Raw genomic sequence first — 14,806 nt, forward strand, 5'->3', positions numbered from 1 at the left:
GTGAAACCTATTTATTATCGCACTATAAGTGAACTCGCTCCCTTGATTAAAGCAAAACAACTGTCACCAGTCGAACTGACGAAAGCCGTACTTGAAAGAGCTTATCAACTTCAACCAACTTTGAACTGTTATATCACCTTTCTTCCTGAACAAGCACTTGAACGGGCAAGACGGGCTGAAACTGAAATTATATCCGGTAAATATAGAGGGCCTCTTCACGGGATTCCGTATGCTCCGAAAGATATATACTACACAAAGGGAATAAGAACGACATCCGGATCAGCTCTTTTGGAGAATTTCATCCCGGACTATAATGCGACAGTCATAAATCGGCTTGAAGACGCAGGCTGTATCTTAACCGGTAAATTAAACCTTAATGAATTCGCAGTCGGTGAAACTAATATAAATACGCATTTTGGTAATGTTCAGAATCCATGGAACACCGACTGCATGTCCGGAGGTTCCAGCGGCGGCAGCGGGGCAGCCGTGTCGGCGGGTCTTTCCTTCTTTTCCGTCGCGACTGACAGCGCCGGATCTATTCGGGTCCCCTCCGGTTTTTGTGGTGTATACGGTTTGAAACCCTCATACGGACTTGTTAGTCTGTATGGGATTCCCGTTTTGACTAAGTCGCTTGTCGGTGCCGGACCCATGGCTCGAAGCATCGAAGATATGGCAATTGTACTGCAAAGTATTGCCGGATATGATCCTAAGGATAATACTAGTGAAAAGGTGCCGCCGGAAAACTACTATTTTTATTTAGGTAAAAGCATTAAGGGTATTAAGATTGGACTGCCAAATTATTTTTTCAAAGATCTGGATCCAGGGGTAGAAAGCCATGTCATGTATGCCATTCGGGACCTGGAAAGATTAGGGGCCGTGATTAAAGAGGTATCAATGCCTGAACTATCAATGTCATTAGTTGCGGATGTTGTAACTGAAGGGCCTGAGGCAGCTGCTTACCATCACGAAAATCTGACTACCCAGAAAAAAACACTTTATCAGGATTATACCCGCATTACATTGGAAGCAGGGGAATTAACAACAGGCATGGAATATGAGAAAGCACAAAAGGCAAGACGTGTTATACGTCACGCGTTTTACCGAACGTTTAGGGATGTAGATGTGGTAGCGGCACCTACTGTACCGATAACGGCACCGCATTTCACCGCTGATCCGATAGACCAAAATCTTGAAGTGTGGATGAGATGCACGCCCTATACCTGTCCCGCTGATGTAACCGGGCTTCCTTCTCTGTCGATCCCAGTTGGTTTGTCAAATGGCCTGCCGGTTGGCATACAGATTATCGGAAGGCCTTTCGCAGAAGGGCAAATGTTACAAATCGGGCACGCATATCAAAAGATTTCTCCATTTAAGAACTTAGTTCCGATTGATTAAACCTAACCCGTCAAATATCTGTCGGATTACAGATAACAATTAATCATTCTAAGCCATCTCGCTCTTAAGTCATTAATTTGTTCCTTTCGATCAGCATTTAACTTTACAAAAAGTTAGCCTTCCTTTATTCCTTATGTTAATAATACCCAGTTGTTAACAGATTATCATTCTATTAAAATAATAAGCTTAGAAAGGCACTTTTTGTTTAAAAAATGGTTGGTGGCGAATAATGAAATTACTTGATTGGCAATTTACAAGGCGGCGCGGGATCAAGGCAATATTTGATGAATTCCCGAATTCGGTGGTTATTTTTCGATTGATAAACCACTTTTATTTCGTTTATACTATCGATTGGTCAAAGGATGACCGTATTGTAACAAAAGCGGATTTAGATAAGATGGGAATATTAATAAATAGGGAACTGGGAACGGAACAAGGCTATTTAAATAGAAAGTCCAATTCAAATTAAGGATAACAGGATGATTTGCAAAAAGTTAAAAACAAAAATTTGTTAAGTAAATTGTAATTTATGGGAATTCAGATAAACAAGATATATTTTTCTTGTTTATAAATAAAATGATTTTGTATGACCTTCCGCTGTTGATTAGTCCTTCAGAAGAATGTTTTTCACCTAGGGAAAAAGGACATGATCATGTCCTTTTTTCTTTTCAATCAAAAGCTAATTTTCTTTTCCAGGCTTATAATTATAGGACCCCTTATTTTGATTAGGACCATGATTTGTATCAATGTCCAGAGTCCCCTCTTGGTTATATGTAGCTAAGGTAATGTCTTTTATATCATCTTCCCCCAAATTGTGGATGTTTAACTGGGATAATAACCAGTTACGATCCAAATCCAAATACTTTAAATTATGATCAATAATCGTTCCATCAATAACAATAGGAATATTTATAAAGGTTGGTTTGGTTACTAAAGGGAAATCATTTGGTTGGACAGGTCTTACATTTGACTTAGGCAAGAAACTAATTCTGCCAACTGTCTCCATAGTTGCCATCTCAATATCGCTAGTTTGTGAATATCCCTGTATTCTTAGATTTTCTAATAACTCTTGAACGGTTAGTTTTTCTTTTTTAAGCCCCTTTTCATCAATCTCCCCGCCTCGAATCAAAACAGTTGGACTGGGACTTAATATCCCTTTTAAGCGATTGACAAGGCCTAACCTTGTAAAGATAAGATACAGGACAGCAATTGCAACCGAATAGTAAGAGGCAATGCCAAGCCTTTTTGTGACAATCGGCTCCGTGATAGCCGTACCTAAAATTAACACGGATAACAATTCAAAACCCGTCATTTCTGATACTGCTTTTTTTCCCATTAATCTTAAGAGAATATAACCTAAAACAAAGACGGCAATTGGTGTCCAAATATATCTAAATAAAAAATCTAACACATTTATCCCTCCTGATTACATTTTTCCCATTTGTTTTGTGTTTATTTGGAATGCCAGTATTTTAGGAGGTAATTTGTCATAGCGATCCTTCTTTAAAAATATAAGGAAACTTTTATTCATTTTATATTGCGAAACCCCCGCACTATGTACGAGGGTTCATTTCGATTACTTTTCATCAGCACGAGGAGCACTGTCGAAGCCAATCTCTCTGTGCGTGCCGTCGCAAAACGGCTTGTTAGAGGAACGCCCGCACCTGCAAAGAGAAACCGCCTTCTTTGTTTCAAATGCATTGCCTTCTGCATCTGTCAGTTCAAATGACCCGGTGACGACTAAAGGGCCATTGTCGTTTACTTTAATATTCGCTTCTGCCATAATAGCACCTCCTCAAGATATTTTATGCTTTATATAACTTAGATAAACAAAATAACGTTTACCTTAAAATCTAAAAATTGTCCTCTGCATCGAATTGGCTGCATTGCTGCCATTTTATAGGCCTAACGTATAAAAAATGTGTTATAATTTTCTCTTTTTAGCGAAACATAGTTAAAAAGACATTAGCATTTTTGGAGGGCTTGCTTATTATGAAAGCCGTAACTTATCAGGGACCGAATTCTGTTCAAGTTAACCAAGTTGAAGAACCAAAAATAGAAAAAAAAGATGAAGTTATTGTAAAAATCACTTCAACTGCTATTTGCGGATCAGATCTGCATCTTTACCAAGGAAATATGCCTTTGCCCAAAGGATATATTATTGGACATGAGCCAATGGGAATTGTTGAAGAAGTTGGTTCTGAAGTCACTAAGGTTAAAAAAGGTGATCGGGTCGTCATCCCTTTTACCGTTGCCTGCGGCCGGTGTTTTTATTGTGAGCATCATATGGAAAGTCAATGCGACAATGCCAATCCCCATTATGATTCGGGAGGCTACTTTGGCTATACAGAAAAATTTGGAAACTATCCTGGGGGACAAGCAGAATACCTTAAAGTACCATTTGGAAACTTTACACCGTTTGTCATCCCTAAATCATGCGAACTAGAAGATGAATCACTTCTCTTTTTATCTGATGTCTTACCCACCGCCTATTGGAGTGTAGAAAACGCTGGTGTCAAATCAGGGGATACGGTAGTTGTTCTGGGCTGCGGTCCAGTTGGATTAATGGCGCAAAAGTTTGCTTGGATGAAGGGTGCAAAACGTGTGATTGCCGTAGATTATTTGAACTACCGCATCAATCGCGCTAAGCAAATCAACAATGTTGAGGTATTTGATTTTACCCAATACGATGATATGGGAGAACATTTGAAGGAAATGACTCATGGCGGTGCTGATATTGTAATTGATTGTGTCGGTATGGATGGTAAGAAATCAACACTTGAATTTCTTGAACAAAAGTTAAAGCTGCAAGGCGGAACGATTGGTCCTATTCAAATTTCTACAAAGGCCGTTCGGAAATTCGGTACTGTCCAAATGACAGGCGTCTATGGCAGCAACTATAATGCGTTTCCATTAGGGGCATTTTGGGTTAGAAATATTACACTCAAAATGGGACAGGCACCGGTCATTCATTTTATGCCGGAACTTTATCAAAAAATTGTCGATGGCGAGTTTGACCCGAAGGCCATTATCACACACAAAATGCCTCTTGATGAAGCCAGTCATGGTTACAAAATTTTTAACAATCGTGAAGATGACTGTATAAAAGTTGTTTTGAAGCCTTAATACAAATTTCAAAAAATATAGGGCTGTCTATGTTTGCCCTTTAACCCTAAATAGAATGCACGTCACTCCTACCATGACCCAAATTATCCGCTGGTAAGAAATGCGGTCAGTCAAGCCTAAAAGGCCGACAGTAGTTGTGATGATAAGAATAGCCGGACCAACCAAAGCAAGGGCACTATTAATCATTAATCCTTTTTCAATTGAATTGAATTTAAGTATTAAAATGGCCGCGGTTATCTCTATTAATCCGGATAAAATCCTAAATGAAGCCATGATCACAACCGCATTTTCAATAAATGTCCGCATGCGTTAATCCTCCATATCACTTCTCTATTTTTTAAATTCGGACTCAAATTATAATTAAAAGGTTTCACTATATAGTCTATGCTTTTATGGCTAAAGTTTGTCCTTTTTATGCTCTCGATTCAAATACCGAAACTGGATTTTACGTTAATGAACCTAAAAAACCGGTGACCCCGGTTTTTTTTAAGTAACAAACTTATATATCTTGAAAAGTCCAATGGTCATTTATTCAAGCTGTTTCTTAAGGAGAAGCAGAGGATGACCAGTTAAGTGAAAAAAGTATAGTGAATAATGACCAATTTACATAAAATAAACGTTTTCATATGACAGCTATTTAGTTCGAAAAAGCGGCCTGGCCATATACTATTGGTAGTAAAAAGGCGGTGTATTGAATGACTGTTAATCTTAGTTTTGGAGCAATAAATGTTAATTCTCAAGCCCGTAATTCAACGGTTTCTATTGGGGAAAGCAACCAGCCGGGGTGGACCTATTATGGTAAAAGTGCTTATGGCATCGGTTTTTATATTGGATTAGTTAAATCACAATTTGTATTCGGCAATGTTAATGATATGGATGGTATTGATAATCCAATCAGCACAGCGATTAATGATCCGAGTGTGCAAAATGAAGGATTATAATTAATAATCCATTAAATAAGTAACTCTGTAAAATTTTCATTTTTAAAAGGTCACTTTTTCAGGTGACCTTTTAAAGAAAGCAAGGAAATTTTATACAATTCATCTCGGTTGCTTAAAGGGGTAACTTAATCTTCAGTAAATACAAGCCACCCCAACAATGATTAACAAAATGAATAAAACAACGATTAACGCAAAGCCTCCGCCATATCCGCATCCGCCGTATCCGTAGCCGCCATATCCTCCTGTAAATCCCATAAAATCAACTCCTAGAAAAAGATACAATATATCCTATGGAACTTTGGGCAACTTTGACATGAAAATCTTGATTTAAAAAGTCTGATTGCCAAACCTTAAGGGGACTTCTTAGCAGACGTAAAATAATCTGCCGCTGTACAAAGTGTTTACTTTGTACAGCGGCAGATTTAAATAAAAAGAGGAATTTTTAAGATCTGGAAAACTAATGACTGATGTTTCATGACAACAGTTAATTTTTTGATAAAACATGCAAATGGGCCGTTTTCTTATTGATGTATTCAACAAGTTCGACGCTTATATCATATCTCATAAATGGTGTAATGAGATAAACCCCATTGAAATATTGAACAGCTGTATCAATTAAACCTTTTGCAATGGCAATACCTTCTCTGACAGCATTTTCACGGTCATTTCCCCATTGCGCCATTTTCTCGCGTACTGATACCGGCAATTGAATACCTGGAACTTCATGATGAAGAAACTCGGCATTCCTGGTACTGACTAAAGGCATGATCCCGATATAAATTGGCGTGTCGAGATGTTTTGTTGCTTCATAGATATCTTCGATTTGCTGTTCAGAATAAATTGGCTGGGTCATAAAATAATCGGCGCCCGCTTTAATTTTTCGTTCAAGACGGCGAACAGCCTTAGATAAATTGTGAACATTAGGGTTAAAAGCAGCTCCCACGGAAAAAGACGTTTTTTCTCCTAATGGCTGTCCTGAATAAGATATCCCTTGATTAAATTGCTTACAAAGTTCGATTAAGCCAAACGAAGAACAATCGTATACCGATGTAGCGCCTGGAAAATCACCAATTTTAGTAGGGTCACCGGTAATCGCCAGAACCTGATCAATCCCTAATGTGTGAAGTCCCATCAAATGCGATTGCAGTCCGACAAGATTACGGTCGCGGCAAGTAATATGGACAAGCGGGCGTATATTCAATTCGTTTTTAATATTAACGGCTGCCGCAAGATTAGAAATTCTTGGTGTCGCCAACGAATTATCCGCCATTGTTAACGCGTCAATACCTGCTTCCTTTAGGGCTTTGGCCCCTTCCATAAACTTTCCGAAATTCAATTTTTTCGGCGTATCTAACTCAACAATCACCGATGTACGTTGTCGAACGATTTCATTAAGACCTGGTTCGCGCTTTTTAATATCGGATTCTCTGACATCTATTTCCTCTGTCTCTGATTTTATGACTTTTTCATTGACAGGTGAATAGTTTGACAGAGCACTGGTGATCGCCTTTATATGTTCAGGCGTTGTTCCGCAGCAGCCGCCAATTAATCGTACGCCCTGTTCAGCAAGTGCCTCAGCATTCTTAGCAAAATAATCCGGCTCTGTCCGGTACATCAGATGGCCATCATGATATTCCAAAAGGCCGCCGTTAGGATAAGCCGAGAGATATGATTTTTTTGGTATTGGAACACTCTCGAAGGATTTAACCATATAATGGGGACCAAGCCGGCAGTTTAAACCGACAATATCAGCCCCGTTATCTTCAAGCTTTTCAAAGGCATCGGAAAGCAGCAATCCGTTTTGTAATACCCCCGGTTCATGGACTGATAATTGCGCAATGATTGGCAATTCAGTCTCTTTTCGGGCGATATCAAGTACTTCTGTCAATTCCTCAAAGTCATAGTAAGTTTCCAGTAAAATACCATCAACACCGGCTTCCAGTAAAACAGAAAGCTGTTCCAGAAAGCTCATTTTTATTTCATTTAAGACCGCCCTATCTTTCTCAACACCGCGAATCGCACCGATCGTCCCTAATATATATGAATGATTTTCCGCTGCAGTACGTGCAATCCGGACAGCTTCTTTATTTATGGCTTTCACATTTGCTTCGAGGCCGTAGCGGGCCAGTTTCAAAGCATTGGCCGCGTAAGTATTTGTTTGAATAACCCGGGCGCCCGCTTCGATATAAGCCTTATGTACATTTAGTACTTGTTCCGGCTCAGAGAGATTTAATTCTTCAAAGCAACGGTCGATGCCGTTAGCATACAGCATCGTCCCCATTGCACCGTCCGCTATTAAAATACCGGTCTTTAATTCTTCCAAAAAGCCCATGTCTTAGCCTCCTATTTCTATTTCACTTGATCTCCCTGCCGCATGAAGCGCCGCCTCAAAATCTTTTATAATATCATCCGGATTTTCTAACCCGACAGATAAACGAAGAAGACCGTCTGTAATTCCTCTTTTTTCCCGTTCTTCCTTTGGCATTGCCGCGTGCGACATTTTTGCCGGATAAGATAAAATTGATTCAACCGCACCAAGGCTTACGGAAAAGACAGTAATCTCGGCATGTTGAGTAAAGCTGCGAACCGCCTGTTCATCTGTCAATGAAAATGATAGAACAGCGCCGGGTCCATGACTTTGCGCTCTGTGAACAGCCCAGCCCGGATGATTATTTAAGCCGGGATAGTAGACTTCTTTAACAGCTGGATGGTTAGATAAAAATTCAGCAATTTGCTGTGCTGAACGGGAAGATTGCGCCATCCGGACGTAAAGTGTCTTTAAACCTCTTAAGACAAGCCACGAATCATCCGGACCAAGGACAGCGCCGATCGTATTTTGTAAAAAGTAGATTTGTTCAGCTAATTCTTTATTCCCGGCTACGGCGAGACCGGCAATACAATCACTATGTCCGGAAATAAATTTTGTCGCACTGTACAAAACGACATCTGCCCCAAGTTCCAATGGCTTTTGTAAAATCGGCGTCATAAAAGTATTATCAACAAAGGTTAAACAATCATTTTCTTTAGCCAGTTTGGCAATTCCCTGAATGTCGGCAATTTTCATCAGCGGATTTGACGGCGTTTCTATATAGATAACCTTTGTATTGTCCTGAATGTTCGCTGCTACATTCTCTAATTGCGTCATGTCAACAAACGTATGATCAACGCCGAAACGCGGAAGCACCTTAGTGACAAACCGGTATGTTCCCCCATAAACATCTTCAGAAATTAATAGATGGTCACCTTTAGACAGGATCATTAGCGCTGTTGATATGGCTGCCATCCCTGAAGCGAAGGCAAAACCCTTATAGCCCCCGTCAAGTTCAGCAATCACCTGTTCAAGAGAATCCCTTGTTGGATTTCCCGAACGACTGTAATCATATTTTCCATAATTATCAAAATCAAATTGATGATATGTTGATGTGCGGTTGAGCGGAACGCTTACCGCCCCTGTTATAGGATCCACCTTTTGTGTATTATGCAAGAGTTTCGTTTGTAGTTGAAACGGCTGTTTTTCCATTTTCCGCTGCCTCCTCTTCTGCATGTTTAAATGCTTGATCCAGGTCGCTAATTAAGTCATCAGTATGTTCAATCCCTACAGAAAAGCGAAGCAGACGATTGCATACGCCTTGTTTAATGCGAATCTCTTCAGGAACATCTGCATGGGTTTGTGTAGCCGGATAGGTGATAAAACTTTCCAATCCTCCTAAACTTTCTGCAAAAGCGATTAACCGTAAATTTTTCAAGAAAGGATTAACCCAATCTTCTTTTAAAATCCGAAAACTTAACATGCCGCCCCGGCCGGGATATAAGACATCAGTAACAGCTTGATGATTCTGTAAATATTCAGCTAACTTACGGGCATTTTCATCATGCTGTTTCATTCTAAGGCTGAGTGTCTTCATACCTCTCATAACAAGATATGAATCAAAAGGGGACAACACGCCGCCTGCCGCATTTTGGTAGTTTCCAATTTTCTCAGACAGCTCCTCGCCTTTGGTTACGATTAACCCTGCCAACACATCATTATGTCCGCCGAGATATTTTGTCGCGCTGTGTATAACAAGATCGGCGCCTTCCTCAATTGGCCGCTGCAAAAGCGGAGTATAAAAGGTATTATCGACAATGAGAATTAACTCATGTTTTCTGGCGATTTTTGCAAGTAAAGAAATATCCGTTTCCTGCATAAGCGGATTGGTTGGTGTTTCAACAAAAATAGCCTTTGTCCGATCATTAATAAGTTTTTCTACTTCATCCGGACATTGAAGGTCATTATAGTGAAACTTCATCCCCCATTTTCTGGCACAATCTTCAAATAAACGGTATGTTCCGCCGTAAAGATCCGCAGAAACGATGGCTTCATCCCCGCTTTCAAACAAAGATATAATCGCTTGTATGGCAGCCATGCCTGAACTAAACGCAAATCCCCGGTCGCCGCCTTCAAGTTTGGCAATTGCTGATTCTAATTCATCCCTGGTCGGATTTTTGGTTCTCGTGTAGTCATATCCTGTAGACTCTCCGATACCCTTATGTCTATAAGCCGTTGAAAAATAGACAGGCGGACTAATTGCCCCGGTTCTCTGACAGCTATAATTACCAATTTGAGCTAATACAGTTTCAATTTTTTCCTTTGTCAATGAAATCCCCTCCACATTATCCAATAGTGTGTGTTCAAAAAGGAGGACAAAAAGAGCCGACACTGGCTAAAAACGTCACGTCCATGTGACAACGCCAGTACTAGCACGTCCTGTGCGTCGGAAGTTCAAGGAAGCGCCGGCGCAGGAGCACTTTACCTTACAGTCTCGACAGCTATTTTTCCCGGACTTTTTGAACATCCTCTAAAAATAAAAAAAGGCAGACCATCAAGAAGTGGCCTGCCGTCCGCTCAAACGACATCTTATCTACCAAAGCATATCGATGCTTTGCAGGAATTGGCACCTTGCCCAACACTCAGCATTAACCTAAGTCAATCTTTCCTGAGTGCCGGGCAGGTTGCCGGGCGTCAAAGGGCCAGTCCCTCAGCCACTCTTGATAAGAGTTTTGAAAATAATATTTAAAAGTGAAGTTTCTGAAAGTATAAATAAAAAGTTACCACCAAATATAATTCATGTCAATACTTATTCAAAAAATTTATTGGCTTTTTTGAACTTTAAGTATCAATTGGCAAGTTTTCTTTACTTATTTTGATAAATTATGTGCAGAATCGGTTAAAGCTTTCAGCAATTTAGCACCGTCGGGACTTCCGAGACCTGTGCAGGCATCCCATCCTTGACTCGCTTTATATGAACCATGTTCATCTGTGCTGTCATTGTTTCCGCTTGTAATGTCATGAAAAGCCCCGTCCTCAGAAGACAGTTGATAGAGGGCCGGATTTATAAAGCCAACCGGCTTTCCAAGTTTTTGGTTAATGTTAGCAATCAATCCCGCCCAAAGCGGTGCAACAGCGCTTGTTCCGCCAACCACAAATTGTTTTCCATCGGCGAGAATTTTGTAGCCTGTCGCCGGGTCCGCATCACCGGCTACATCTGGAACCCCTCTTCCTTTTTTGCCGCCTGGATTAATAGAGGTGGGTACATGAGCGTTATCTTGCCACTTCGGCAGTTCAAAGACGTCGCTTACCCCGCCTCCGGTAGCACCGTTGTTACCTTCATTCCATACTACTTCTTGCGAAATTGCTCCGTTGTTACCTTCAAGCTTCGTTCCGCCGCATGCCAAAACATTTGGGCTTGAAGCCGGAAAATCAACATGTGCCTTTCCATCGTTTACCCCATCAGAGGCACCATTATCTCCTGATGCGCAGCAAACTGTCACACCAAGAGCTGCAGCATCGTGAAAAGCTTGATTCATGGCTTTTATTGACTGATTCGTCCAATTACTTTCAGCTGCTCCCCAGCTGATAGAAAGGACCGATGGTTTATTCTTTTTATCGTGAATAGCTGTCGTGATTGCTTTTAAGAAACCAGCATCAGTATTTGGTGCAAAATATACTGCCACTTTAACCCCGGAGGCAACTGCAGCGGCTATCTCAATATCCAGAACAACTTCTCCATCAGGACCATTTGGATCACCTGTCGGCTTGTTTTTTCCCCCGTCAACATTTACATCGATCAATTGCGGTTCCGATACTCCAAGATCTTTAAAATAGGTTTTGATATCTTCTTGCCGATAACCGCCGCCCAGCTCAATAATCCCGATACATTGGCTGCTGCAGTCTATATCAGAAGGATAGTTATACATTTTTGCCACTTCTGTCGGTTTATAGGAAACGCCGGATGAACGGGAATCTAATACCGCATTATCCTCCTTTAGGAGGCGAAAGTGGGGTTTTGCCTGCGGCCGGTTATCTAATCCAAAAACCCCTTGGACAACATCATTAAGATTCTCAGGAATGTAAACATGTCCTGTATGACCGCGGTAATTAAAGTCCGGATGTTCATAGTTTGCCAGCTCAACATTAAAAGCTTGGTTAAAAGAAGAGGCTTTTCCTGATAAAACCACAATTCCCGATGAAGTATTTATTTCGTCTACTTTAAGATCATATTCATCGGCAAATTCTTCTATTTTCTTAACATCTTCAGGATCTGCACCATAAGCGTCAGCAAATTCATCATGTGATAGGTGCTGTCGTTTGGAAAACGGACGCTCAGCCATTTCATTGACCATTTTCTCTAATTTCGATTTTGTGCTTCCGCGGCGCAAATATATCGTTACTGACATCTGCTCATTAGGATCCAGCGTATCAATTTTACGTGCATTTTTTGGCAGAATGCGTTCACTGCCTTCAATACGAATATAATTCCCCATTTCTCATTCATCTCCTTTAAAGGATATATTGATAGAATGTTGATATATACCTTTACCCGAAAAATTCGAAATATTAACTCGTATTTTAGTCTTATATATCAGGAACTATTATTTAATGTTGTTATCCACAGTTTTGGGGTCAGACCCCGAAAATTGAAGTTATCCACAATCAGAGCCTATGTTCAAATAGATTCCTTTTCCAATCTTCGCCAATGTATCTAAGGCAATAGCGGAATTAACGCCTTGAGATAATGCTGTGATTGTTACTGTCCGATCACCTGCATAAAGAATACCGACATCGTGTTGGCGGTCACCGGACCAGCCTGTTTTGTTCGCTAATTCCCACTTTGGCATGCCGCCAATCATCTCCGGATCAGGGTCCGGTAAATAAGCCGGCAAACCATTGCGTATTTGCTGTTTTTTCATAATATTGATCATTTGCTGGCAAGAATGTCGGGAAACTATTTTCCCGGTTGCCAATGCGTTTAATAATACAGATATATCAGAGGCTGTTATAACATTTCTCTTATTTGTATCCGCCGGGTAAATGATCAATTTACGCTGAAATGAACTTTCTTCCATACCTATGTCCCTTAATGTCTGTTGTATATGCTTAATACCGGCAAGATCAATAAGCATGTTTGTCGCCGTGTTATCACTTTGAACGATCATAAGAGTCAACAAATCGAATACCGGCAGCCTGATACCTGGCGTTAAATGCTGTAAGATGCCTGATCCGCCAACAAGATTTTCACGTTTTAAAACAATCTCCTCGCTTAAACTGATTTGCTGCTTCTCTACTGCCGAAAAAACAGCTGCCATAATAGGAATCTTAATGACGCTTTCTGCCGGGAATTGGACGTGCTCATTTATTCCCCATCGTAAGTTTCGATCTAAATCCTCAATAACAATCCCCCAAGTGCCTCCTGCTTTCTCAATCATTGTCAATATATCCTCTTTGAGTTTTTCCATATCTGCTAACCTCCAATATGGCTGTTAGTCGTCATAATCTTGAAGCATAATCTTATAGCCTTTTCTTAATTCATTCTCTGCCAAAATATAAGATACCTTTAGACATGTAACCTTAAAAAATTACTTATTAATTTCGAATGTCGCTCTTAAAACTCCTAATTTCGCTCTTAATTTCTGAATAACGCTCATAATCTTAATTTCGCTCTTAATTCCTGAACGTCGCTCATAATCTCTCAATTTCGCTCTTAATCCCTGAATATCTCTCTTAAATCTTGAGAAAACAAGCGAACCGCCATATTGACAAACAATCTTTAAAAGCTGACATTAAATAATTTACTGAATATACAAACCAAAAGGCATCATTCAGACTGAATGATGCCTCTTTTTATACCTATAAACTTTTCATAAAACGTCCCATTCTTGTTACAGCTTCCTGGAGTTGTTCAATGGATGTTGCATAAGAACAGCGGACATGCCCCTCACCGCTGTCACCAAACACATTTCCTGGGACAACTGCCACACCTTCGGCAAGTAATAATTTTTCTGCAAATTCTTCTGATGTTAAGCCGGTGCTCTTAATCGAAGGAAATGCGTAAAAGGCTCCGCCGGGCAGGTAGCAATCGAGTCCGATTTCATTTAAGGAGTCAACGATAAAATGGCGGCGTTGACGGTAACTTTGCACCATGTGGCTGACATTTTCCCTGCCGTTTTGAAGCGCTTCAAGCGCCCCGTATTGCGCCATAGTTGGTGCACACATAATCGTGTATTGATGAATTTTCAGCATCCCTTTAATAATCTCTTTCGGCCCGGCAACATAGCCTAACCGCCAGCCTGTCATAGCGAAAGCTTTTGAAAATCCGGAAATTAATATGGTTCGCTCTTTCATTTCAGAAATAGACGTTAAGCTGATTGGCTTTTGATCAAAAGTAAGCTCAGCGTAAATTTCATCAGATAAAAGGATCAGATCATGCTTTTCAATAATTTCAGCAATAGATGCCAACTCCTGCTTTGTTAATGCCGTTCCAGTCGGGTTATTCGGATTACAGAAGATGACAGCCTTCGTTTTTGGCGTAATCGCTCTTTCTAATTGTTCAGGCTGTAATTTAAAATTGTCTTCACTCTTCGTATGAACCGAGACAGGTACACCGCCGGCAAGTTCAACCGAAGGGGCATATGAAACAAAGCAAGGTTCAACAACAATAACCTCGTCTCCAGGGTTTACAATCGCACGCAAAGCTATATCGATCGCTTGGCTTGCACCAACAGTAACAATAACCTCTTCTTCAGGGTTATAGCTGACACCAAAATTATTCTCTAAATAACCTGAAATTTCTTCGCGTAAAGCTGGTAATCCCGCGTTTGCTGTATATGCGGTATAACCTTTCTCTAAAGAATGAAAACTTGCTTCAATGACATGCCACGGGGTGACAAAATCCGGTTCACCAACACCGAGCGAAATCACATTATCCATTTGAGATGCCAAATCAAAGAAGCGGCGAATGCCTGAAGGCTTCATTTTTTTGACTGTATCTGATAAATAATCCTGCTTCGTCTTTAATTCCATTAGA

13 protein-coding genes, 1 pseudogene and 1 riboswitch are annotated in these 14,806 nt (G+C 40.5%); of the genes and pseudogenes, 4 read left to right on the forward strand and 10 right to left on the reverse strand.

Annotation, left to right across the window (positions count from 1 at the left end; all coding sequences use genetic code 11):
• Complete coding sequence (locus ACFQRG_RS20460; protein ID WP_380969672.1) at positions 1-1,395, forward strand: amidase; 1,395 nt, start codon at positions 1-3, stop codon at positions 1,393-1,395.
• 229 nt (positions 1,396-1,624) lie between these two features.
• Positions 1,625-1,864 (forward strand): hypothetical protein, encoded by a 240-nt coding sequence (locus ACFQRG_RS20465; RefSeq protein ID WP_380969674.1) that lies wholly within the window; start codon positions 1,625-1,627, stop codon positions 1,862-1,864.
• A 210-nt stretch (positions 1,865-2,074) separates the two neighbouring features.
• Here ACFQRG_RS20465 and ACFQRG_RS20470 read toward each other — a convergent pair whose 3' ends face one another.
• The gene (locus ACFQRG_RS20470; RefSeq protein WP_380969677.1) at positions 2,075-2,806 is read right to left on the reverse strand and encodes a DUF421 domain-containing protein; all 732 of its coding nucleotides are present in this window, start codon (positions 2,804-2,806) and stop codon (positions 2,075-2,077) included.
• A 165-nt stretch (positions 2,807-2,971) separates the two neighbouring features.
• Complete coding sequence (locus ACFQRG_RS20475; RefSeq protein ID WP_380969679.1) at positions 2,972-3,178, reverse strand: CDGSH iron-sulfur domain-containing protein; 207 nt, start codon at positions 3,176-3,178, stop codon at positions 2,972-2,974.
• Between the two features lie 209 nt (positions 3,179-3,387).
• Here ACFQRG_RS20475 and ACFQRG_RS20480 point away from each other — a divergent pair, with 209 nt between their 5' ends.
• Positions 3,388-4,521 (forward strand): zinc-dependent alcohol dehydrogenase, encoded by a 1,134-nt coding sequence (locus ACFQRG_RS20480; RefSeq protein ID WP_380969682.1) that lies wholly within the window; start codon positions 3,388-3,390, stop codon positions 4,519-4,521.
• A 27-nt stretch (positions 4,522-4,548) separates the two neighbouring features.
• Here ACFQRG_RS20480 and ACFQRG_RS20485 read toward each other — a convergent pair whose 3' ends face one another.
• Positions 4,549-4,827 (reverse strand): YqhV family protein, encoded by a 279-nt coding sequence (locus tag ACFQRG_RS20485; RefSeq protein WP_380969685.1) that lies wholly within the window; start codon positions 4,825-4,827, stop codon positions 4,549-4,551.
• A 389-nt stretch (positions 4,828-5,216) separates the two neighbouring features.
• On the opposite strand from ACFQRG_RS20485, the gene ACFQRG_RS20490 reads away from it, so the two are divergent.
• Positions 5,217-5,462, forward strand: coding sequence for a hypothetical protein (locus ACFQRG_RS20490; protein ID WP_380969687.1), 246 nt, complete (start codon positions 5,217-5,219; stop codon positions 5,460-5,462).
• Between the two features lie 132 nt (positions 5,463-5,594).
• Here ACFQRG_RS20490 and ACFQRG_RS20495 read toward each other — a convergent pair.
• From ACFQRG_RS20495 to ACFQRG_RS20525, 7 genes and pseudogenes are all read right to left on the reverse strand, one after another.
• Positions 5,595-5,672: pseudogene (locus ACFQRG_RS20495) on the reverse strand (YjcZ family sporulation protein); the annotation flags it as partial.
• A 274-nt stretch (positions 5,673-5,946) separates the two neighbouring features.
• A complete protein-coding gene (locus ACFQRG_RS20500) occupies positions 5,947-7,794 on the reverse strand; it encodes a bifunctional homocysteine S-methyltransferase/methylenetetrahydrofolate reductase (protein ID WP_380969689.1) in 1,848 nt (615 codons plus the stop codon).
• Positions 7,795-7,797: 3 nt separating this feature from the next.
• The gene (gene metC, locus ACFQRG_RS20505) at positions 7,798-8,982 is read right to left on the reverse strand and encodes a cystathionine beta-lyase (protein WP_380969691.1); all 1,185 of its coding nucleotides are present in this window, start codon (positions 8,980-8,982) and stop codon (positions 7,798-7,800) included.
• Positions 8,939-10,099 carry a methionine biosynthesis PLP-dependent protein gene (locus tag ACFQRG_RS20510; RefSeq protein ID WP_380969693.1) on the reverse strand — a complete coding sequence of 387 codons (1,161 nt, stop codon included), beginning with the start codon at positions 10,097-10,099 and terminating at the stop codon, positions 8,939-8,941. Before ACFQRG_RS20510 ends, metC begins: the two co-directional genes overlap by 44 nt.
• A 257-nt stretch (positions 10,100-10,356) precedes the next feature.
• Positions 10,357-10,500, reverse strand: a riboswitch (SAM riboswitch).
• Between the two features lie 140 nt (positions 10,501-10,640).
• The gene (locus ACFQRG_RS20515) at positions 10,641-12,266 is read right to left on the reverse strand and encodes a S53 family peptidase (protein ID WP_380969696.1); all 1,626 of its coding nucleotides are present in this window, start codon (positions 12,264-12,266) and stop codon (positions 10,641-10,643) included.
• A 159-nt stretch (positions 12,267-12,425) separates the two neighbouring features.
• A complete protein-coding gene (locus ACFQRG_RS20520; RefSeq protein WP_380969698.1) occupies positions 12,426-13,238 on the reverse strand; it encodes a serine hydrolase in 813 nt (270 codons plus the stop codon).
• 391 nt (positions 13,239-13,629) lie between these two features.
• The gene (locus ACFQRG_RS20525) at positions 13,630-14,802 is read right to left on the reverse strand and encodes an aminotransferase (RefSeq protein WP_380969948.1); all 1,173 of its coding nucleotides are present in this window, start codon (positions 14,800-14,802) and stop codon (positions 13,630-13,632) included.
• Between the last annotated feature and the right edge of the window lie 4 nt (positions 14,803-14,806).

Source organism: Scopulibacillus cellulosilyticus (assembly GCF_042665295.1).
Lineage (GTDB): Bacteria > Bacillota > Bacilli > Bacillales > Sporolactobacillaceae > Scopulibacillus_A > Scopulibacillus_A cellulosilyticus.